19 protein-coding genes are annotated in these 20,188 nt (G+C 68.0%); 10 read left to right on the forward strand and 9 right to left on the reverse strand.

The window, feature by feature from the left end; all coding sequences use genetic code 11:
• The first annotated feature begins 1 nt into the window (after nucleotide 1).
• Nucleotides 2–1,060: a uroporphyrinogen decarboxylase/cobalamine-independent methonine synthase family protein gene (locus MNQ99_RS06810; protein ID WP_241914890.1), complete on the forward strand. Its 1,059-nt coding sequence runs from the start codon at nucleotides 2–4 to the stop codon at nucleotides 1,058–1,060.
• Between the two features lie 78 nt (nucleotides 1,061–1,138).
• On the opposite strand, the gene MNQ99_RS06815 is transcribed toward MNQ99_RS06810, so the two are convergent.
• Genes MNQ99_RS06815 through MNQ99_RS06840 form a run of 6 tightly spaced genes read right to left on the reverse strand, consistent with a single transcriptional unit; the run spans nucleotide 1,139 to nucleotide 7,098 of the window.
• Complete coding sequence (locus tag MNQ99_RS06815; RefSeq protein WP_241914891.1) at nucleotides 1,139–1,789, reverse strand: DUF4166 domain-containing protein; 651 nt, start codon at nucleotides 1,787–1,789, stop codon at nucleotides 1,139–1,141.
• 4 nt (nucleotides 1,790–1,793) lie between these two features.
• Entirely contained in the window at nucleotides 1,794–3,086 is a 1,293-nt protein-coding gene (locus tag MNQ99_RS06820; protein WP_241914892.1) for a DUF58 domain-containing protein, read from the reverse strand.
• A gap of 7 nt (nucleotides 3,087–3,093) precedes the next feature.
• Complete coding sequence (locus tag MNQ99_RS06825; protein ID WP_241914893.1) at nucleotides 3,094–4,119, reverse strand: AAA family ATPase; 1,026 nt, start codon at nucleotides 4,117–4,119, stop codon at nucleotides 3,094–3,096.
• Nucleotides 4,116–5,381 carry a DUF4350 domain-containing protein gene (locus tag MNQ99_RS06830; protein WP_241914894.1) on the reverse strand — a complete coding sequence of 422 codons (1,266 nt, stop codon included), beginning with the start codon at nucleotides 5,379–5,381 and terminating at the stop codon, nucleotides 4,116–4,118. The genes MNQ99_RS06825 and MNQ99_RS06830 overlap by 4 nt, the downstream gene beginning before the upstream one ends.
• Nucleotides 5,378–6,064, reverse strand: coding sequence for a DUF4129 domain-containing protein (locus MNQ99_RS06835; protein WP_241914895.1), 687 nt, complete (start codon nucleotides 6,062–6,064; stop codon nucleotides 5,378–5,380). The genes MNQ99_RS06830 and MNQ99_RS06835 overlap by 4 nt, the downstream gene beginning before the upstream one ends.
• Complete coding sequence (locus tag MNQ99_RS06840) at nucleotides 6,052–7,098, reverse strand: glycerophosphoryl diester phosphodiesterase membrane domain-containing protein (protein ID WP_241915291.1); 1,047 nt, start codon at nucleotides 7,096–7,098, stop codon at nucleotides 6,052–6,054. Before MNQ99_RS06840 ends, MNQ99_RS06835 begins: the two co-directional genes overlap by 13 nt.
• Before the next feature lie 144 nt (nucleotides 7,099–7,242).
• On the opposite strand from MNQ99_RS06840, the gene MNQ99_RS06845 reads away from it, so the two are divergent.
• The 8 genes from MNQ99_RS06845 (at nucleotide 7,243) to secA (ending at nucleotide 17,774) form a co-directional block, all read left to right on the forward strand.
• Complete coding sequence (locus tag MNQ99_RS06845) at nucleotides 7,243–7,602, forward strand: hypothetical protein (protein ID WP_241915439.1); 360 nt, start codon at nucleotides 7,243–7,245, stop codon at nucleotides 7,600–7,602.
• 175 nt (nucleotides 7,603–7,777) lie between these two features.
• Nucleotides 7,778–8,455, forward strand: coding sequence for an MtrAB system response regulator MtrA (mtrA, locus tag MNQ99_RS06850; protein ID WP_127511342.1), 678 nt, complete (start codon nucleotides 7,778–7,780; stop codon nucleotides 8,453–8,455).
• Complete coding sequence (gene mtrB, locus MNQ99_RS06855) at nucleotides 8,456–10,150, forward strand: MtrAB system histidine kinase MtrB (RefSeq protein ID WP_127511343.1); 1,695 nt, start codon at nucleotides 8,456–8,458, stop codon at nucleotides 10,148–10,150.
• The gene (locus MNQ99_RS06860; RefSeq protein ID WP_241914896.1) at nucleotides 10,131–11,858 is read left to right on the forward strand and encodes an LpqB family beta-propeller domain-containing protein; all 1,728 of its coding nucleotides are present in this window, start codon (nucleotides 10,131–10,133) and stop codon (nucleotides 11,856–11,858) included. The genes mtrB and MNQ99_RS06860 overlap by 20 nt, the downstream gene beginning before the upstream one ends.
• A 109-nt stretch (nucleotides 11,859–11,967) precedes the next feature.
• The gene (locus MNQ99_RS06865; protein ID WP_241914897.1) at nucleotides 11,968–12,795 is read left to right on the forward strand and encodes a ComF family protein; all 828 of its coding nucleotides are present in this window, start codon (nucleotides 11,968–11,970) and stop codon (nucleotides 12,793–12,795) included.
• 205 nt (nucleotides 12,796–13,000) lie between these two features.
• Nucleotides 13,001–13,726, forward strand: coding sequence for a ribosome hibernation-promoting factor, HPF/YfiA family (hpf, locus tag MNQ99_RS06870; RefSeq protein WP_241914898.1), 726 nt, complete (start codon nucleotides 13,001–13,003; stop codon nucleotides 13,724–13,726).
• Nucleotides 13,727–13,755: 29 nt separating this feature from the next.
• Entirely contained in the window at nucleotides 13,756–15,006 is a 1,251-nt protein-coding gene (locus MNQ99_RS06875; RefSeq protein ID WP_241914899.1) for a winged helix-turn-helix domain-containing protein, read from the forward strand.
• Nucleotides 15,007–15,050: 44 nt separating this feature from the next.
• Complete coding sequence (secA, locus tag MNQ99_RS06880) at nucleotides 15,051–17,774, forward strand: preprotein translocase subunit SecA (RefSeq protein WP_241914900.1); 2,724 nt, start codon at nucleotides 15,051–15,053, stop codon at nucleotides 17,772–17,774.
• A 14-nt stretch (nucleotides 17,775–17,788) separates the two neighbouring features.
• On the opposite strand, the gene MNQ99_RS06885 is transcribed toward secA, so the two are convergent.
• A complete protein-coding gene (locus MNQ99_RS06885) occupies nucleotides 17,789–18,418 on the reverse strand; it encodes an Rv3235 family protein (protein WP_241914901.1) in 630 nt (209 codons plus the stop codon).
• 87 nt (nucleotides 18,419–18,505) lie between these two features.
• Complete coding sequence (locus MNQ99_RS06890) at nucleotides 18,506–19,216, reverse strand: LysM peptidoglycan-binding domain-containing protein (RefSeq protein ID WP_241914902.1); 711 nt, start codon at nucleotides 19,214–19,216, stop codon at nucleotides 18,506–18,508.
• 163 nt (nucleotides 19,217–19,379) lie between these two features.
• Here MNQ99_RS06890 and MNQ99_RS06895 point away from each other — a divergent pair, with 163 nt between their 5' ends.
• A complete protein-coding gene (locus tag MNQ99_RS06895; RefSeq protein ID WP_241914903.1) occupies nucleotides 19,380–19,940 on the forward strand; it encodes a hypothetical protein in 561 nt (186 codons plus the stop codon).
• Between the two features lie 4 nt (nucleotides 19,941–19,944).
• Here the strand turns inward: MNQ99_RS06895 and MNQ99_RS06900 are convergent, their stop codons facing one another.
• Nucleotides 19,945–20,160 (reverse strand): helix-turn-helix domain-containing protein, encoded by a 216-nt coding sequence (locus tag MNQ99_RS06900; protein ID WP_136784652.1) that lies wholly within the window; start codon nucleotides 20,158–20,160, stop codon nucleotides 19,945–19,947.
• Between the last annotated feature and the right edge of the window lie 28 nt (nucleotides 20,161–20,188).

Consider the following 20,188-nt stretch of genomic DNA (forward strand, 5'->3'; position numbering starts at 1 on the left):
CGTGACGGCCGGCTCCGACGCACCCGCTGCCGCGGTGCGGCCCAATCAGGTGAGCGCCACCGGGCTGGGCAGTTGGCCCGGTACGGATCCGGACGAAGCGGCCCGGATCATCCGCGGCGAGCTGGGCGAACCGAACCTGCCTCACCTGGTGGAGCTGCCCGACCGCGGCGTCGGCTCGGACCCTGTGGCGCGCACGGCCGGATTGCTGGAGGAACTGTTCATCGACCTGCAGCCGCATGGCTGGCGGCTGGTGGACCGCCCGGGGCAGGACCACCGCCGGGCTGTTTCCGCCCTGCGCACCGACCTGAACGTGCTGGCCGATGTGGTTGGTGCCGAAGACCGTCCGGGCTCCCACTTCAAAGTCCAGCTGCGCGGGCCGATGTCCTTGGCCGCCAATCTCTACCTCCACAACGGCGAACGCGCGCTGATCGATGCCGGGGCCCGGCGCGACCTGGCCCAATCGCTGGCTGCCGGTGCTGCAGGCCACCTCGCCCAGGTCAAGGCCTCGCTGCCGGCCGGCACGGAGCTGGTGGTCCAGCTGGACGAGCCGGACATCGACGCCGTGCTGGCCGGGACCATTCCCACCGCCAGTGGCTACCGGACCCTGCGGTCGGTGGCGGCTTCGGAAGCATCCGCCGCCTGGGACCTGCTGGCCGCGACCCTTCGCGACGCCGGTGCCGTCGAAGTGGTGGCCCAGGTTCCCGCCAAGGATTCCGCCCTGGACGCGGTGGCCGCCAGCGGCTTGGACGGGTTTGCCATCCCGGCCGGCGGGCTGAGCACCCGGCAGTGGGAAACCATCGCTGCGGCTGTCGAAGCCGACCGGCGCATCTGGGCCGGACTGGTCGACCCCGCCGCCGGAAGCATCCCGCAGGTCACGGCACTGGTTGATGCAGTAGTGCGGCCGTGGCGGCAGCTCGGTTTGCCGTTGAAACGCCTGCCCCAGCTGCGGATCACGCCGTCCGCCGGCCTGGCCGGATCCGCCCCTGATGCAGCGCGCGCGGTCGTGAAGCGGTTGACCCAGGCGGCCGACGCCCTGAACCAGGTTGTCGCGGAGGCCTGAGCCCGGAGCGGCCCCCGGCAAAGCCGGCGGCCGGCGGCCGACAACGAGTCTCGGATTCAGCGGTGGGCTGGACTTCGCTCAGGCGTGTACCGAGTATGTGAAGGATCCGTCGTATTCGAGCACGGTTCCGAGCTGGCGCTGAATGACCTTGGTGCGGATCCGGAAGCGGTGTTCGGATTCGTCCCACCACTGTTCGGTGAAGGCCGCGGCCTCGAACACGGGTGGCAACGGGACCGAGCGGCGGCCGGCCGCCAGGCGGCTGCGGCGCGAGATGATCCGCATCCGGCCATCGGCGCCGGCCGAGCACGCCACGTCCGTGAGCAGACGACCGCTCCGGCCCAGGGCGCCGACGGCTTTGCCCAGATTGTCGTCCCAGCTGGTCCGGTCCTCCATGACCCGTGTCCGGTTTTCGAAGTGCAGTGTCCTGATGGCGGTTAGCTGCGGCAGTCCGCCGGCAGTCCGCGAGGCCCGGTTCTCGATGGTGAACGGGACATGGTGCTGGTACTCGGGGAAGAGCGCGTTGTCGCTGCTTGTCAGGCCGAGGAACGGCCGCAATACCGGGACCGGGCAGCCCGCCACCTTGAACGTTCCGGAGCCGACGCCGGTGAGCGTCGCACCGCCGTCGTTCTCCTCACCAGGCGTCAGCGAGAAGTAGTGTTGCAGTTCCGGCTGGAGCAGCGCGAAGTCAGTACCCATGGCCAGTTGATAGACGGAGACGGCGGTGTTCATGAAACTACAACCGTCCGGCCGCTTTGAGTCGGATGTACATGTCGGCCAGCTGTGGCGGCAGTTCGTGCGGCGGAGCGTCCACCACTTCGGCGCCCAGCTGGCGGATCTGGGCCGCGACGGCAGCCCGTTCCAGCATGGCCCGCTCCGCGGCCGCCGCCCGGAAGGTGTCGTCTGCGGTGTCGCGCACGGTGCGCAGCCGGTCGACGTGCGGATCGCTGACCGAGGCGACCACCACGGTGTGCTTGGCGGTGAGCTGCGCCAGCACGGGCAGCAGCCCCTCCTCGGCCGCCCCGGAATCCAGCGCGGTCAGCAGCACCACCAGGGACCGGTGCGAGGACAGGGCATGGACCTCGGCAGGTATCTGCGACCAGTCCGCTTCGATCAGCTCCGGGTCCAGCGGTGCCATGGCGTTGACCAGCTGGTTGAGCAGGTTGCCTTTGGCCGCGGAAGCGACCTTGGCCCGCGCCCGCCGGTCGTAGGCCAGGAAGTCCACGCGGTCGCCGCCGCGTTCGGCGAGCACCGCCAGGAGCAGGGACGCTTCGATTCCGGTGTCCAGCCGCGGCTCGTCGTCGATCCGCGCGGCCGAGGTGCGGGAGGTATCCAGCACGATCACCACGCGGCGGTCGCGTTCCGGCCGCCAGGTGCGGACGACGACGGCCTGCCGCCGGGCGGTGGCGCGCCAGTCGATCGATCGCACGTCGTCGCCGCGGACATAGTCGCGCAGCGAGTCGAACTCGGTGCCGGCCCCGCGGATCTGCACCGCAACCCGTCCGTCCAGTTCGCGCAGCTTACGCAGTTTGGAGGGCAGATGCCGTTTGGAATGAAAGGGCGGCAGCACCCGCAGCCGGCCCGGCAGGTCGATCGTCAGCTGCCGCGCGGCCACGCCGAGCGGACCGAGCGAGCGGATGGCCACGTGGTGGGCCAACAGGTCGCCGCGGCGCTGGGGCGTCAACTGGACCTCGAGCAGCCTGCGTTCGCCCGGCGAAATCCGCACGCGCTGGTCGGGATCCGCGGCGCCGGCCGAGGGCTGCCAGCCGTCGCGCACCACGGCCCGCAGCTGGCGGCGGCCATGATTGGCCAGCAGCAGCTGGGCCGTCACTGATTCGCCCAGCCGGACATTAGCCGGCAGCCTCCGCTGCAGCCCCACCCTGCGCGGCGAAAGCGCCAGCGCCAGGTCAACGCCCACCGCGGTCGCCAAGAGCAGGCACCATGCCAGGGCCGTGGCCGGCCGCGGGAAGAGCAGCAGCGGAATGATGCCCGCCAGGGCCAGCAGGACAAAACGCCCGGTAATCGCCACGGCGTGCTCAGCGGGGGACCGGCACGGTGGCCAGAATGCTCTGCAGCACGTCGTCGGCCTGGACACCGTCCATCTGCGCCTCCGGCCGCAGGCCGACCCGGTGCCGCAGCGCCGGCAGGGCCAGTGCCTTGACGTCGTCCGGAGTCACGAAGCCGCGCCCGTTCAGCCAGGCCCAGGCCCGGGAGGTGTTGAGCAGCGCGGTGGCGCCGCGCGGCGAGACGCCCAGCTGGAACGACGGCGCGGACCGGGTGGCCCGGACCAGATCCACAATGTAGCCGACTACCTCGGGTGCGATCGCCACCCGGGCCACGGCGGCCCGGGCCTGGACCAGGTCCTCGGCAGAGGCCGCGGCCCGCACCCCGGCGCCCTGCAGGTCGCGCGGGTCGAAGCCCAGGCTGTGCCGGCGGATGATCTCGATCTCGGCGTCCCGGTCCGGCAGGTTCATGGTCAGCTTCAGCAAGAAGCGGTCCAGCTGGGCCTCTGGCAGCGGGTAGGTGCCTTCGTATTCCACCGGGTTCTGCGTGGCCGCCACAATGAACGGTTCGGGCAGCTTCCGCGATATGCCGTCCACCGAGACTTGGCGTTCTTCCATGGCTTCCAGCAACGACGCCTGGGTCTTCGGGGGCGTGCGGTTGATCTCATCCGCCAGCAGGATATTGGTGAACACGGGACCCTCGCGGAATCGGAATTCGGAGGTATGGGTGTCGTAGATCATCGAGCCGGTGACGTCGCCCGGCATCAGGTCCGGGGTGAACTGGATCCGCTTGGTATCGAGGCTCAGCGCGGCGGAGAGCGAGCGGACCAGCAGCGTCTTGGCCACACCGGGCACGCCTTCAAGCAGCACATGCCCGTGCGAGAGCAGAGCGATCAGCATCCCGGTCACGGTGGCGTCCTGGCCCACCACGGCTTTGGCCACTTCGCCGCGCACATCGTGCAGGGCCTGGCGCAGGCGGTCGTCGTCGGAGGGCGGCGTGGCCACGGCCGGGCCGCTGCCGTACCGGGCCGCCTGCCGCTGTCCTGTCTGTTCGCTCATCGGTGCATTATCTCTTTCTCTAGCTGCTGAAGTTCTTGGGCCCACGCCACCAGCCGGGATTCGGTCCCGGGCGCCTCCTGGCGCAGGATGCGTTCCAGTTCCGCCCTTGCGCGGCCGCTGTTCCGGGCCACCGCATGTACGACGTCGGCGCTGCTGGCTCCCGCGGGCAGGCGCAGGTGGGCGGCGAGCCGGGTCAGGGTTGCGGCGCGCAGGTTGTCCGCTGCATGACCGACTGCCTTGGCACTCTGGTAGAGCCGGGCGCGGCCCTCGATCGTCTCGGCCGAGCGGACCAGGACCGGCAGCGGCTCGGCCACCAGCGGGCCGAGCCGGCGCCCGCGCCAGAACATGGCCGCGACGCCGACGGCCATCAGCCACAGCGACACCGGCAGCACCCATCCCGGCAGCAGGCTCATCGGGTTGACCGGTGTTTCCGCCACGGGCATGTCCTGCGGTCCCGCCCGGTACCAGACCAGCCGGTCCGTGGCGCCCAAAGTGTTCAGGGCCAGCGCCGCGTTGCCGGCCTGGGCGATGGCCTCGTTGCTGAGCGCATGGCCTGCCCCCAGCACGACGGTGGCCCCGTCCTCGGACAGCACATAGGGGCCGGCGTCTCCTGCAGGCGTTTCGAAGGCGAAGCACATCTCGCTGCCGCCGCGGAAGGACAAGCCCCCGCGGGTGATCTCGCCGGCCCTGGTGGGGCCGGGGAGCGTACAGCCGGCCGGCAAGTTCCCGCCTTCGGCGGGTACCACGCCGGCCGCCCGGACACCGGGGGCGAGCGCCCGCAGGGCCTCGAAACCGGGTTCAAGCAGCACAATGTGGTCGGCCTGCTGCTTCAGCGGTTCCAGCTGCTCCGCCGCCAGGTAGCTGTCCGGGTCATGGACCAGCAGCGTGGCGCCGGCCGCCTGGAGTTGGTCGCGCGTCTCCTGCAGCGAGCCGGTGGCAACAACCTGCACGCCCTGCTGGCGGAGCACCTCGGCCACGGCCTTGGCCCCGTTGGGCGCGGCATTGCCGGGGGAGAGGTCCGCACGGTCGGCTGCCGGGCCGCGGAGCAATTCCAGGGCGACGACGCCGCAGAGCAGCACCAGCAAGACGAGCCAGAAGCTCCACCGACGCAGCCGGTTGCGGAGCGTGGACCACACGCTGGCGCCGTCGCCGACCGTTTCCGGCCGGGTCCCGGCTGCGTGGACTTCCGCTCCGTCGGCTGGGCGTTCGGCCCGGTTTTCGGGGACCGCCGCCGGAGCCGCGGTTGTTCCTACCGGGGTCATCGCGGCATCGCCAGCGGTGGGAAGGTGGCGCCGGCCGCACCCGGCGACGCGGCAGCCAGCGAGTCATCCAGGGCGGCCAGCCGTTCGACATCGTCCCGGGACGCAGGAACGTTGCCGTAACGCACCGAGTCGAAACGGTTGGCCGCAGTCCGCAGCCGCCCGGCTTCGGTGCTGAACGCGGCAGCGATCCCGGCGGCTGCCTCGTCGGCGGTCCGGCCGGGCTGTGGATCCAGCACCACGCGCTCTTCCATCGACCGCACCAGCGCGCGGAACCGCTCGGCGAGGGCTGTATCCCAGTCGCCTCGGGCGGCCGCGTCGCGGGAATTCCGGCGGTGCTCGTCGGCGGTGAGGGGGGCAGCGGCGTCGAAAATTTCCTCCGCTGCACGGCGGCGGGCGTTGCGCCGCGGCTTGACCACCCAGACGGCCGCGCCGATCAACAGCAGGGCGGCCAGGACCAGGATCAACGTGCCCAGATTGGGGCTGAAGCCGTTCAGCTGGGAGATCAGCTCGGCGAACCAGTCGAGGATCCCCTGCAACACCGATTCCAACACTGAGGGGCGGGCGTCCTGGTATTCCTCCTTGGCCAGCTCGCGGACCAGCAGTTCGCGTGCCTCCTCCGGATCCGGGTTCAGCAGGGCCGCGGCGAGCGCCAGAGCTGCCGGGGCCATAGTCACGGCCCCCATGGCCCGGATCTTCCCGGGACCGCGGAGCCGGGCGCCGTTCCGGCACCGAGTCCCGGAATGCTGCGGGTTTCCTGGCCGCCGGAGGCCTCGTGCTCGCGCAGCAGCACCACGTCGAACCCCTCGCGGCGGATCCGCAGGTCGATGTAGACCAGGGCGATCACCGCGGCCTGGAACGCGTAGCCGATGGCCGAGAAGATCGAAGACAGCAGCATCGAAGCCAGCGTGAGCGGTCCCATGGTGGACAGCATGCTCTCGGCCGACGTCGGATCGCCCAGCAGTGGGCCGGCCAGTCCAAGGATGAACGAAATCGGCATGCTGATCACCGATGTAATCACCGTGACGATGATGGTGCACAGCAGGATGATGCCGAACGTCCGCCACCAGCTGCGGTTGGTCAGCTGCCAGGACCGGGCGAGCGAGTGGAAGAGCGGTGCACGCTCCATGATGATGACGGCCGGGGCCAGCATCAGCTTGATGCCAATCCAGATGGACACAGCCGTCAGGGCCAGAATGATCAGCACGATGATCCAGACCGAGGACACGCCCAGCTGATCGGCTAGGAAGAACGAGCCGGCAATGATCACGACCAGCGCAAGAGCGGTCAGGGCCAAATACAGCAGACCCAGTCCCGCCAAGGCACCGATCCGTCCCTTGGCCAGAGCGAACATCAGGCGGAAGCTGGTTTTCTGGTTGACCGCTGCCCTGGCCGTGGGAATGGCGAGGACGCCTTGCAGGACCAGGACCCCGACGCTGGACAGCAGACCCAGGACCAAGGAGGAGATGATGATGGAGAGGCCGAAGGCCAGCGCGGATTCATCGGTGAGTTCCTCGTTGGCCATGACCTGCAGGCCGCCGAAGGCCGAAATGATCAGTCCGCCGACCAGCCAGGCCAGGGCGCTGATCACTACTTGAAGCAGAACCGCCGTGCCGAAGACGGCCGCCGCGTTCTTGCGGGCAGCTTGGAAAGCGCCGTCGAGGATCTCGCCCACACCGAGCGGACGCAGCGGGATGACGCCCGGCTTCGGCGGCGCCACGTAACCTCGGTACGGACCGGGGCCGGACGGTGCAGGCCAGCCGCCCTGCTGCCCCTGCCACGATCCAGGCTGCTGTCCGCCGGGTGCGGGCTGTCCCCACGGCTGACCCGGTGCGGGCTGTCCCACCGGCTGGCCGGGTGCGGGTTGCCCCCACGGCTGCTGCTGGTTCCAGCCGGGCTGGGCGGGCGGTGGCTGCTGGCCCGGCTGCACCCACGTCGGTTGAGCGGCAGGTTCCGGCTGTCCCCAAACCGGCTGCTGACCCCAGGCCGGCTGTTGACCCCAGGCCGGCTGACCCGGCTGACCCGGCGCTGCCGGTTGGCTCCAGGCCGGCTGGCCGGCCGCATCCTGCTGGCCCGGCCGCTGCCTGCCGGTTTCGTTGCCCTGCCCAGCCGGCTCGGAAGCGCCCCCGCCGTGGGAACCGGCGCCTCCGGAGCCCTGCTGCGGATCCCTGCTGTCGTGCCCGGCGTCGTTGGCCCCGTGGCTCATCGCGTTCCGACTTTCTGATCTCGTGTGGCCGACTGCGGGAGGCCGTCGGCGAAGTGTTAGCCTCTCATCAGCCTATAGTTTCGGTCCGTGAGTTCCTAGAATCCCGGAGCGGGTCCGGCCGTGGGTTCGTTTTTGGTGCGCCCGGTGTGCCGTTGCGGCAGGAATTCAGTGAAGTAGGGGACAATTAGGAGATATGAAGGCACGCATTCTGGTCGTAGACGACGACGAGGCCCTGGCCGAGATGATCGGCATCGTGCTGCGCAACGACGGTTTTGATCCGGTGTTCTGCGCGGACGGTTCCCAGGCCCTCGAGGTCTTTCGCAGCAGCAAGCCCGATCTGGTGCTGCTCGACCTGATGCTGCCTGGGCTGGACGGGATCGAGGTCTGCCGGCAGGTCCGCGGCGAATCGGATGTCCCCATTGTCATGCTGACCGCCAAGGCGGATACGTCGGACGTGGTCCGCGGACTTGAATCAGGCGCCGACGACTACGTGCCCAAGCCGTTCAAACCGGCGGAACTCGTCGCCCGCGTGCGTGCGCGGCTGCGTCCGGGGGACCAACGGGCCCCTGAGACGCTGCGGATCGCCGACGTCGTGATCGATGTTGCGGGCCACGTGGTGCACCGCGGGGACGAGAGGATTTCGCTGACCCCGCTGGAATTCGATTTGTTGGTGGCGCTGGCCCGGAAACCGTGGCAGGTGTTCACCCGTGAATTGCTGCTGGAGCAGGTCTGGGGCTACCGCCACGCCGCAGACACCCGGCTGGTCAACGTGCATGTCCAGCGGCTGCGCTCCAAGATCGAGCGCGATCCGGAAGCCCCCGAAGTGGTGCTCACGGTTCGCGGCGTCGGATACAAGGCCGGCCAAGGGTAAGTGGAGCCGGTTCTCAACCGGTGGAAAGCCAAGCTGAAGGCGGCAGCTGAGGCAGCTTGGCATGCCACGTTGCAGGGCCGCGACTTCCTGAACCGGAAATGGCGGCGCTCGCTGCAGTTCCGGACGGTCACGGCGGCCGTCCTGCTCACCGCCTTCGCGTTCCTGGGCGTCGGCGCGTTCCTCTCCAGCCAGATCGCCTCGGGACTGTACCAGGAGCGCGTGAACCAGGCCGAGGCCGAGTCCCGGCGCGGCCTGTCCCAGGTCAAGACCATCTTTGAGAGCTCGTCTGCCAGCGACCGTGCCACGGTGGCCAGCATGGTGGGGGACACGCTGAAACTGCTGGAGGGCACCGGCGCGGAAGCCCCGCGCTATTACCTGCTGACGCCGCTGCCGGGCGGGCAGAACCTCTACGTGTTCAGCCAGTCCAACACATCCATCACCGCTAACATCATCCCGGAGGGGCTGGCCAAAGAGGTCGCCACCGGCAGCGGCCAGTACCGCCAGGCACTCGCGTTGCCGGTAGGCGACAGTGACGTGCCGGCCATCGGCTTCGGCACCCAGGTGCAGCTGCCGCCGGGCAATGCCTACGCGTTGTACCTGGTCTACGACCTCTCCTCCGTGCAGCAGACGCTGGACTTCATCCACCGGGTGCTCTGGATCGGCGGCGCCTTGCTGCTGGTTTTGGTCGGCGGCATCGTCTGGCTGCTGACCCGTGCGGTGGTGCACCCGGTCAGCCAGGCGGCGATCGTGTCGGAGAAGTTGGCCGCGGGCCAGTTGCAGGAGCGGCTGGAAGTCCGCGGCGAGGACGAGCTGGCCCGGCTGGGTGCCTCCTTCAACCACATGGCCGGCAGCCTGCAGGAGCAGATCACGCAGTTGGCCACGTTGTCCGAGATGCAGCAGCGGTTCGTTTCCGATGTCTCGCATGAACTGCGCACGCCGCTGACCACGGTCCGGATGGCTGCCGAAGTGCTCTACGAATCGCGTGAGGATTTCGATCCGATCAACGCCCGCTCCACCGAGCTGTTGTACAACCAGGTGGAGCGTTTCCAGGCGCTGCTGGCCGACCTGCTGGAAATCTCGCGCTTCGACGCCGGTGCTGCCGCGCTCGACGCCGAGCCGACCGATTTGGTGGAAATTGCCCGCACCGCGCTGGACGCTGCCCAGCCGCTGGCGGACAACTCCGGTGCCGAACTGCGCCTGATCGCGCTGGAACCACGCTGCATTGCGGACATGGACCGCCGACGGATCGAACGCATCCTGCGGAACCTGATCGTCAACGCCTTGGAACACGGCGACGGCAACCCGGTGGAACTGACCGTTGGTGCCACCGAGGAGGCGGTAGCCGTTGCGGTCCGGGACTACGGCATCGGCATGACGCCGATGGAAGCTTCGAGGGTCTTCGACCGGTTCTGGCGAGCCGACCCGGCCCGCGCACGGACCACCGGCGGCAGCGGCCTGGGACTGTCCATCTCCACCGAGGATGCGCGCCTGCACGGCGGCTGGCTTCAAGCATGGGGTGAGCCCGGCAACGGTGCCTGCTTCCGCTTGACCTTGCCGCGGCACAGCGGCGGCACGCTCACGCATTCGCCGCTGCCGCTGCCGCCGGCCGGTGCCAACGGCATGCACAGGCACCCGGCGGCGGAAAACGTACTACTCGAACAGCAGGAGGAAAACGGTGTTCCGGACCCCAGCTGACCCCGCCCGCGTGAGCGGGCTGCGCGCCGTCGTCGTTATGGTCCTGGCCATGCTGGCGTTGGCCTCCTGCTCCTCCATCCCGATGTCGGGGCCGGTCGCGACGGTCCAGGCCGACTCCGGGGAGAGCCGGGGGACCGGATACACCTTCAACCCGCCGGGGCCGACGCCCGGGGACGACCCCAAGGAAATTGTCGAGGGATTCATCCAGGCCGGCACGGCGCCGCAGGACGACTACCGGATAGCGCGGGAATTCCTGGCGCCGGATCTGGCGGGCGAATGGCAACCGGTGCAACGGACGCTGGTGTACCGCAACGTCGTCAAGACTGTAGGTTCGCCGTCCGAAACCGAATTCGTGCTTCAAGTGGAAGTTGACACCTCCATCAACGAATCCGGCGTACGGACGCAGGCCGAGGAAGGCGCCACGGAATCGCTGCCCGTGGAGCTGACCGAAGTGGATGGCCAATGGCGGATTTCCAGCATCCCGGACGGAACCATGGTCTCCACCGTGGATTTCCGCACCTTGTTCTCCCCGTACAACCTCTATTTCTACGACCCCACGTACACCTACGCTGTCCCCGACGTGCGCTGGTTCGCCAACCGGCAGGGAATTTCGGCGGCGATCGTGGCGGCCCTGTTGGAGGGGCCGGCACCGTACCTGGCCGGGGCGGTGATCAGCGCCTTCCCGGAAGGATCGCAGCTGGTGCGCCGGGCCGTGCCCATCGAATCGGGTGCTGCAAGCGTTGACCTCTCCGCCGAGGTTCTGACCGGCACCACGTTCCTGCGCCGACAGCAGATGCAGCAACAGCTGGAATTGACCCTGGGCGAGCTCAATACCGTCTCCACGGTGCAGATGACCGTGGACCAGCGGGAAGTGGACCTGGGCAGCGGACCCGATCCTGAGTTCCAGGCCGCGGTGACAGACCCCGCCGTCGGCAATGTACAGGTCGGGATCCTGAACGAGGAACTGGTCTTCTACGAGGGATCGCGGCCGGTCAAACCCGAGGGCCTGCCTTCGGTTGACCGACTGAGCCCGCGCGAACCGGCGATGTCGCTGGACCAGGAGCGCTTCGCCTTCTTGACCGCCGAGCGCAACCGGATGTTCGTGATCGGTGAGGACCGAACAGCGGTGGAAGCGGCTTCCGGGCGGGAACTGACCGGTCCCAGCATTGATCCTTTCGGCTGGGCCTGGACCGCCGCCGGCGACGGCAGCGGGAGGGTTTCCGCGGTCTCCGTCGAGAAGCCGGCGGAAGTGGTTGCGGTCAGCGCCCAGTGGCTGACCGAGCGGACGGCGACCGAGCTGCAGATCTCCCGCGAAGGATCCAGGGCTTTGATCATTACCCGGGAAGGCGCAAGCACCGGCGTGTATATCGCCGGTGTGGTCCGGGACCGGGACGGGCGGCCCCGCGGCATCACCACGCCCAAGCGGCTGAAGGCGTCGGTGCCGGTGGACACCGGCGTGTGGGCGAATGAGGACACCGTCATCGTCATGAAGTCCTCGGCGGAAGCGGCAGTGACCGCGGAAATTCTGCACTTGGACGGCAGCAGCCAGCGGACCGCACCGCTGCAAGGCATGGTGGAGATCAGCGCCGGCAACGGTGACCAGGATGTTTACGCGCAAACCAACGAGATGCTCTACATCCGGGTAGGCAACAGCTGGGCCCCGCAGCGGAATTCGCCGTTGGTCATCGATCCGTCCTTCCCCGGGTAGCCTCGCCTCCACAGGCTGCTGCGGGCTCAGCCTTGTCCACAACCGGACGGCATTCGGTCCCCGGAGCGGGCGGGGCCGGCAAGGCTTGGTCCGTGGCAGGGAAACGGCAATGAGGACGACGGCGGAGCTGGGCGGTTGGCTGGACCAGCTGTATTTCAGCCGGGCCGGCCAGGCCCTGCGCGTCTGGTCCGGGCAGTTCGGGCGGCTGCTGCTGCCGACCGATTGCGTGGCCTGCGGTGCGCCGGACCACGTGCTGTGCGCTGCCTGCAGGCAGCGGCTGAGGCGCTCCGCGCTGCGCCCGGTAGCGGTCGAGGAGGCGGCCGAATCGCTCCCGCTGGACGAGGCCGGCCAGCCGCTGCCGGTAACGGCGGGCGGTCCCTACCGGCGCGAATTGTCCCAAGCGGTGCTGGCCTTCAAAAATCATGGCCGGACCGAACTCGCCCCGGTGCTGGCCGTCGCGTTGGCGGGCGCCTTGGACGCGGCCGCGGAGCGTGCCGGACGGCCCGCCGGCGCAGCGTTGGTGCAGGTTCCCGCCCGCGGAATCTCCCGCCGGCGCCGCGGCTACGACCCGCTGCAACTGCTGCTCGCCCGATTGGAACGGCAGGGACTGCTGCCGGCCGGATTGCAGTTGCTGCCTGCCGTCCGGCCGGTGGGCTCGGGGAAGCGACTGATGCGGTGGACTTCCCCGGTCGGGCAGAAGTCGCTGGGCCGGACCGCCCGGCAGCGGAATGTTGCCGGCAGCATGGCCGTGCCGCCGCGCTACGTACCGCTGGTCGCCGGGCGCGGCTGCCTGTTGGTGGATGATGTGCTGACCACCGGGGCAACGATGGCGGAGCTGGCCAGGGCGCTCCGTGCCGCCGGCGGAGTTCCCTTGGGAGGAGCCGTGCTGGCAGCTGCCTCGGCTCCGGCAGGACACGCCGGCGGACCTTCCTCGTGAGCGCCGGACCTGCCGGTGTTGGCGCGGGTTCCCCGCGGAATCGGCAGGAAATGTTCGAGAATATCCGACTAAAAGGTGAATAAAAGGCATACGTGATCTAACGTGAGGTATGGGCTCCCGTAAGGGAGGATTCCCGTCTTCAGCGGCTGAAAGGAGTTTCTCTTTCAGTCGCTGTTGTGTCATCTAGGCAACGATGGAGGGCACCATGGAATTCAACATCAACGGCCGCAACCTGTCCGTTTCCGATAGGTTCCGCGAGTACGCTGAGGAGAAGATCTCCAAGATCGAGCAACTGGGCGACAAGGTCCAACGGCTTGACGCCAAGGTCACCAAAGAAGCCAACGCCCGCAATGCCGAGAGCTCGATGACCGTCGAACTCACCGTGCTCGGCCGCGGCACCGTGGTCCGTGCCGAGGCCAAGGCAGCGGACAAGTTCGCAGCTTTCGACATCGCCTACAACAAGCTCCTGGAGCGACTGCGCCGCGCCCGGGACCGCCGCAAGGTCCATCACGGACGCCACACTCCGACCGCCGTCCACCAGGCCACCGCCACGCTGGAACCGGCCAGTACGGACGTGCCGCTGCATGAAGAAACGCTGGCCTCCGCGGCCGCTCTCCAGACCCCAGCCGAGGAACGGTCCGGCTACGAGATTGAAAACGACGTCCCTGCGGGAGACTCCCCGGTGCTGATCCGCCGTAAGGTCTTCCCGGCCGCGGCAATGACCCTCGATGATGCCGTAGACAACATGGAACTGGTGGGACACGACTTCTACCTGTTCGTTGACAAGGCAACCAGCGCGCCCAGCGTCGTCTACCGCCGCCGTGGCTGGACCTATGGCGTGATTACCCTCGATGCCGACTGCAGCGCCGAAGAAGCCAAGGCGCGCGAAGAGCTGCTGGCCTACCGCTCGCAGGAGAGCGCCAACGCCTGACTGCCGCCGCGGCTGCCTAATATGAAGGCATGACAGCCCGCATCAGTCTGGCCCAGGCCCGCCGCATTGCGCTGGCCGCCCAGGGATTGGCCAAGGAACGGCCCACCGGTCTTGTGACAGCAAGGCAGGTGGGCCGGACCTTTGACCGCATACGGCTGCTGCAAATCGATTCGGTGAATGTGCTGGTGCGCGCGCACTATCTGCCGTTCTACTCCCGGCTCGGCGGCTACGACGTCGACATCCTCCACCGGCTGGCCGGGAAGCCACCGCGCCGCATGATCGAGTACTGGGCCCACGAAGCCAGCTACATCAAGCCGGAGGATTTCGCCGATCTCCGCCAGTGGCAGCGGCGCCGCTGGGTGGGCGCTTCCGGAATGGATCCGGACCTCGTCCGGGATTTGTCCGACCGGATCCTTGACGCGCTCGCCTCCTCGCGGGGCCTGACTGCCCGGGCCGTGGCCGACCGGATCGGCCATGAAGAGACCCGGGCCAAGACCGACTGGGGCTGGAACTGGAACGCCGTCAAACGGGTGCTGGAGGCGCTGTTCGAACAGGGGCTGGTCAGCGCCGCCGCGCGCACACCGCAATTCGAACGGCTCTACACCCTGACCGACAGGGTATTGCCCGCGCCGCATGACGCGGGGCACCGGCCCCATCCGGAGGAAGCGATGCTCCGGCTGATTGAGGCCGCGGCGCGGGCCCACGGCATCGGGACGGTCAAGTGCTTTGCCGACTACTTCCGTGTCCCGGTGCGGGCTGCGGCCGGCGCGGTGCGGGCGCTGGAGGCCGATGGCACCTTGGAACGCGTAGCGGTGGATGGCTGGAATTCAGAGGTCTATCTGCATGCGGATGCAGCACGGCCGCGCCAGGCCACCGGCCGGGCGCTGCTGAGCCCCTTCGATTCCTTGGTTTTCGAGCGCCAGCGGGTCGAACGTTTGTTTGACTTCCGCTACCGGATCGAAATCTATACGCCGGCGGCCAAGCGGACCTACGGTTACTACGTCCTGCCGTTCCTGCTGGGGGACCGGTTGTGCGCCCGGGTGGACCTGAAAGCGGACCGGCCCGCAGGCAGGCTGGTGGTCAGGTCGGCGCATTCCGAAGACGACGCTCCGGCCGGCACGGCGGCGGAGCTGGCGGCCGAGCTCGCGGCCATGGCCGAATGGTTGGAGCTGGACAGCGTGGTGGTTGAGAGCAAGGGCGATCTGGCTGCCGGCCTGGCCCGGGAAGTTGCGAAACGGGCGCAGGGAACCAAAACGGTGCCCGGCACGTCTCTCACGTAGACTGAACAAGCCAGAATTCTGCGCGACTGACTGGGAGCAATGTAGTGCCAACGATTCTCGAGCGTGTGCTTCGTACCGGCGACAAGAAGACGCTGAAGAGGCTGCGCGGTTACGCCGATGCGATCAACGTGCTGGAAGAGGACTTTAAGTCCCTCACAGATGCCGAGCTGCGCGGGGAAACCGACACGCTGAAACAGCGCTACCAGGACGGCGAGGTGCTGGATGACCTGCTCCCTGAAGCATTCGCCGCGGTCCGCGAAGCCGCCAGCCGCACGCTGGGGCTGCGCCACTTCGACGTCCAGCTCATGGGCGGGGCGGCATTGCACCTGGGCAACATCGCGGAGATGAAGACCGGTGAAGGCAAGACGCTGGTGGCTACCGCTCCTGCCTACCTGAACGCGCTCACCGGCAAGGGCGTCCACGTCGTCACGGTCAACGACTACCTGGCCGAGTACCAGTCCGATCTGATGGGCCGTGTCTACCGCTTCCTCGGCCTGACCAGCGGCTGCATCCTGGCGAACCAGAACCCGGCCACCCGCCGCGAACAGTACGCCGCGGACATCACCTACGGCACGAACAACGAGTTCGGCTTCGACTACCTGCGCGACAACATGGCCTGGAGCCGCGACGAGTTGGTGCAGCGCGGACACCACTTCGCGATCGTGGACGAAGTCGACTCGATCCTCATCGACGAGGCCCGTACCCCGTTGATCATTTCCGGCCAGGCCTCCGGCGACGTCAACCGCTGGTACACAGAATTCGCCCGCGTGGTGATGCGGCTGAAGGACACCGAAGACTACGAGGTCGACGAGAAGAAGCGCACCGTCGGCGTGCTCGAGTCCGGCATCGAAAAAGTCGAGGACTACCTCGGCATCGACAACCTGTACGAGTCGGCGAACACGCCGCTGATCGGGTTTCTGAACAACGCCATCAAGGCCAAGGAACTGTTCAAGCGGGACAAAGACTATGTGGTGCTCAAAGGCGAGGTGCTCATCGTCGACGAGCACACCGGGCGAATTCTGGCCGGACGCCGCTACAACGAAGGTATGCACCAGGCGATCGAGGCCAAAGAAGGCGTCGAGATCAAGGCCGAGAACCAGACCCTGGCGACCGTGACGTTGCAGAACTACTTCCGGCTCTACGGGAAGCTCTCCGGCATGACCGGAACGGCCGAAACCGAAGCCGCCGAGTTCATGAGCACCTACAAGCTCGGCGTGGTGCCGATCCCGACGAACAAGCCGATGGCGCGCATCGACCAGTCGGATCTGATCTACAAGAACGAGATCGCCAAATTCGACGCCGTGGTGAAGGACATCGCCGCCCGCCACGAAAAGGGCCAACCGGTCCTGGTCGGTACCACCAGCGTGGAGAAGAGCGAGTACCTGTCCAAGCAGCTCGCCAAGCAGGGCATCCGCCACGAAGTGCTCAACGCGAAGAACCATGCCCGTGAAGCGGCGATCGTCGCACAGGCAGGCCGCAAGGGCTCGGTCACGGTCGCCACCAACATGGCCGGCCGCGGCACCGACATCATGCTCGGTGGCAACGCCGAGTTCAACGCCGTGTCCGAGCTGGAACGCCGCGGCCTGGACCCGGCCGAGAACGCGGAGGAGTACGAGGCCGCCTGGCCTGCGGTCCTGGAATCGACGCAGAAGGCAGTGCAGGCCGAGCACGACGAAGTCAGGGCGCTGGGCGGGCTCTACGTGCTGGGTACGGAACGGCATGAGTCGCGCCGCATCGACAACCAGCTCCGCGGCCGTTCGGGCCGGCAGGGCGACCCCGGCGAATCACGCTTCTACCTGTCCCTAACCGATGACCTGATGCGGCTGTTTAATGCCGGCGCCGCCGAGCGGATCATGAATTCCTCGCGGATGCCCGACGACGTGGCGCTGGAGTCCAAGATGGTGTCCAAAGCCATCCAGAACGCCCAGGCGCAGGTCGAAGGCCGTAATGCCGAGCAGCGCAAGAACGTGCTGAAGTACGACGACGTGCTCAACCGGCAGCGCGAAGCGATCTACAACGACCGGCGGCGGATCCTGGAGGGCGACGACCTGCACGAGAAGGTCTCGTTCTTCCTCGAGGACGTGGTGACCGCGATGGTCAACGAAGCTACGCAGGAAGGCCACGGCGACGACTGGGACTATGAGCAGCTGTGGACCAACCTCAAGCAGCTTTACCCGATCGAGCTGACGATCGACGAAGTGCTGGAGGAAGCCGGCGGCCGGTCCAAGGTCACGGCGGATTTCCTGCGCGCTGAAATTGTGTCCGATGCCAAGGTCTCCTACGCTCAGCGCGAGCAGACACTCGGATCAGAGACCATGCGCGAATTGGAGCGGCGCGTGGTGCTCTCGGTGATCGGCCGGAAGTGGCAGGAACACCTCTACGAGATGGACTACCTCAAGGAAGGGATCGGCCTGCGCGCCATGGCGCAGCGCGATCCGTTGGTCGAATACCAGCGCGAGGGATTTGTCATGTTCCAGACGATGATGGAGTCCATCCGTGAAGAGAGCATCGGTTATCTCTTCAACCTCGAGGTCCAGGTCCAGCAGCCTGCCGAGGTGACTGCGCCGGGTATTGCGGACGCCCGGGCGGCCGCGGGGCCGCAGATCGTGGCGGCAGGTTTGGAAGCTCCGCAACGCCCTGCCTCGCTGCAGTTCACGGCACCGACTGCGTCCGGGGAGGCCGAGACCCGGGTGGAGCGCCAAAGCGCAGCCAAGGCCGAGGCAGCCAAGGACAAGCGGCCCGCGAAGAGTGGCAAGCGCCGGAAGTAGCCTGGGGCCGCCGGTCAGCCGATCTCCAAGGCCGTGACCTTCCACAGCCCCCGGACCAGTTCCAGCCGCAGTGCGATGGCACGCACCCGCCGGGCATCGACAACCACGAGCGACGCTTCGTAGGCGCCCTCGGCAGCCCGGCAGACCCTTGCGGACCGGACCACCGCGCTCCGGTGCAGCCGCAGCGGCACGCCGCCGCCGGACCGAAGTTTGGCCTGGTGCGCCTTGACGATGTCTGCGCGGTGCGCCAGCTTTTCGTAGCTGGCGGGATCGAGCCAGCGGGCCAACTGCTGGACCGGCCGCGTGCCGGCAACCGCTTCCAGACAGGCCTGCGCCACGGACCGGGCCGTCGCCGTCACCTGGCGCAATTCCGCCGCCGCTTCGGGATCCGCCTTCTGGTGCAGCCGAACCGGCGGAGACACCGCACCGGGCCCGGATGGCCGGTCCGCCTCGGTCGGGTCCGGTCTCCTGGGCTGCAGGCGGATGACCGGCGCGAAGTAGCTGTCGGGCCCGGCGGGATTGACCCGCCGCACCGTCAGTGGCCGCGGCGCGCCGCTGGCCGGGGCGAGTGCGTCCGCCTGCGCGGCAGCCTCCGCGTCTTCCGCCCGTGTCCGTGCGTCCGGGAGTCGTCGAACGTTGTCCATGTCCTGCCCTTTCATTCCACTGGTTGTGCGTTGGTGCTGCTCTGTCACCTCGTTGTCCGGCGGCTCCGGCGAGACCCGGGGACCCTCCTAACGCGGCGGGGGAACGACGAGGGTTTGCCCCGGACGGATCAGCGAGGGGTCAGGACCGATGGTTCTCCGGTTGGCGGCATGCCAGTCCGGCCACCGCTCGGCAATTTCCGCGTCCGTCGCCAACGGGCCGAGCTCGGCAGCCGCTAGATGCCAGAGGGAGTCTCCGGCAGTGACGGTTACGGAGCGCGGGCTTCCGAGATCATGCCGGGTCAGCGGCTTGGCGACGATGCCGGGCGCCGCCGCCGGGGGAGTCGGTTGCCACGAGGGGTCCACAACTTCACCGGCCGGATAGGCCGGTTGCCACAGCGGATCGATGCCGACGGTGTCCGTAGGGCCGGTGGACGTCGGCAGTCCGGCGGTAGCGGCCGCAGGGGAACCATGGGCGACGGGAACAACCATCAGGTTGAGCCCGACGACGGCGCCCGCCAACCGCAGCAGGAAGGCCGGACTCGCGGCGGCCGACAGTGCCGCCAGCCGCAGGTGTCCGGTTTTCGCCAGCATGGCGCCGGCTGCGGCTGCCGCCAGGCCAAGGAGAAGCCAGCACAGCACAACGGCACCGGCGCCGATGGAGAGAACCGCCAACGCGTCCTGATAGTTGTGCGGGGGCCACAACGACCCGGAGCCGATCCTCGTCCCGGCAAGAATCAACACGGCACCGCTCCCGAGTATCAGCCCTGCGGTGACGAGATCGGAGATGATTCGGCGCATCGGATGCCCCTCCAGTCGGTGCCTAAACTTCGATTTGATGCCATTTGATGTCGTTTGATGGCGTTTAGAAAGCTGAGGATCCATATAGTGGCACTTAGGCGGCGTTGATGTAAAGACCCTGGCCCGATTGACGATGTTTGTCCGTGCTTCCTAGGCTTGCGCCATGCGATGGGACGCCCTGTTCGAGGATCTGGAGGCACAGCTGCACGCCGCGGACCGGCTGGAGCTGGAGGCCGAGGTCAACGAGCGAGCCCGGATAGAGCTAGCCGCTGTGGATCTCGCCAACAGGCTGCGAGGACAAATGGGTACGCAGCTGCGCGTGAGCGTTGGCGCACAGCTCAGGTTCGACGGATCGCTAGCCCACGTCGGGTCTACCTGGCTAGTGCTCAACGAGGGCGTGCGGAGCGTGCTCGTGCCGTTGGCTGCCGTGCAGCTGATCGAAGGCATGGGCCGGCATGCGGTGGCACCCGAGTCCGCAGCGCGCCGGCTCGGACTCGGGTCGGCACTGCGGGGGCTCGGCCGGGACCGAGCTCCGGTAGGCGTCTATCTGTCAGGCAACTCCGGCACCGCGGCGGCTGAGGGAGTGATCGACAGGGTCGGGGCTGATTCCTTCGACATCGCTGCGGTACCGTCCGGAGAGGACCGGCGCGCGGCCAATGTCCGTTCGGTCTACACCGTGCCGTTCACAGCCATCGCGGCACTCGTTTCGCGGCGCCTGGACTGAACGCTCACTCCGCGTTCGACTTGGCTTCTTCGATCAACCGACGCGTCTGGGCGTACTTGTCCTGGATGTACTGGTCCAGCACAACCTGCTCCACCCGCCATTGGCCCCGGCCGCCGATCTGGATGGCGGGCAGCTCGCCGCTGCGAACCAGGGCGTAGGTTTGCGACGAGGAAATCTGCAGCTCTTCGGCCACATCGGCCAGAGTGAGGAACCGTGGCATGGACAGATCCTTGGGGACGGGGATGGTT

The sequence above is a fragment of the Arthrobacter sulfonylureivorans genome (assembly GCF_022637435.1).
GTDB classification, from domain to species: Bacteria; Actinomycetota; Actinomycetes; order Actinomycetales; family Micrococcaceae; genus Crystallibacter; species Crystallibacter sulfonylureivorans.

Coding starts and splice junctions, on each gene's coding strand:
- MNQ99_RS06885 (WP_241914901.1), bottom strand. CDS start 18,418: ATGGACAACGTTCGACGACTCCCGGACGCACGGACACGGGCGGAAGAC.
- MNQ99_RS06835 (WP_241914895.1), bottom strand. CDS start 6,064: ATGGGGGCCGTGACTATGGCCCCGGCAGCTCTGGCGCTCGCCGCGGCC.
- MNQ99_RS06830 (WP_241914894.1), bottom strand. CDS start 5,381: ATGACCCCGGTAGGAACAACCGCGGCTCCGGCGGCGGTCCCCGAAAAC.
- MNQ99_RS06890 (WP_241914902.1), bottom strand. CDS start 19,216: ATGCGCCGAATCATCTCCGATCTCGTCACCGCAGGGCTGATACTCGGG.
- MNQ99_RS06875 (WP_241914899.1), top strand. CDS start 13,756: ATGACAGCCCGCATCAGTCTGGCCCAGGCCCGCCGCATTGCGCTGGCC.
- hpf (WP_241914898.1), top strand. CDS start 13,001: ATGGAATTCAACATCAACGGCCGCAACCTGTCCGTTTCCGATAGGTTC.
- mtrA (WP_127511342.1), top strand. CDS start 7,778: ATGAAGGCACGCATTCTGGTCGTAGACGACGACGAGGCCCTGGCCGAG.
- MNQ99_RS06815 (WP_241914891.1), bottom strand. CDS start 1,789: ATGAACACCGCCGTCTCCGTCTATCAACTGGCCATGGGTACTGACTTC.
- MNQ99_RS06895 (WP_241914903.1), top strand. CDS start 19,380: ATGCGATGGGACGCCCTGTTCGAGGATCTGGAGGCACAGCTGCACGCC.
- MNQ99_RS06865 (WP_241914897.1), top strand. CDS start 11,968: ATGAGGACGACGGCGGAGCTGGGCGGTTGGCTGGACCAGCTGTATTTC.
- MNQ99_RS06900 (WP_136784652.1), bottom strand. CDS start 20,160: ATGCCACGGTTCCTCACTCTGGCCGATGTGGCCGAAGAGCTGCAGATT.
- MNQ99_RS06825 (WP_241914893.1), bottom strand. CDS start 4,119: ATGAGCGAACAGACAGGACAGCGGCAGGCGGCCCGGTACGGCAGCGGC.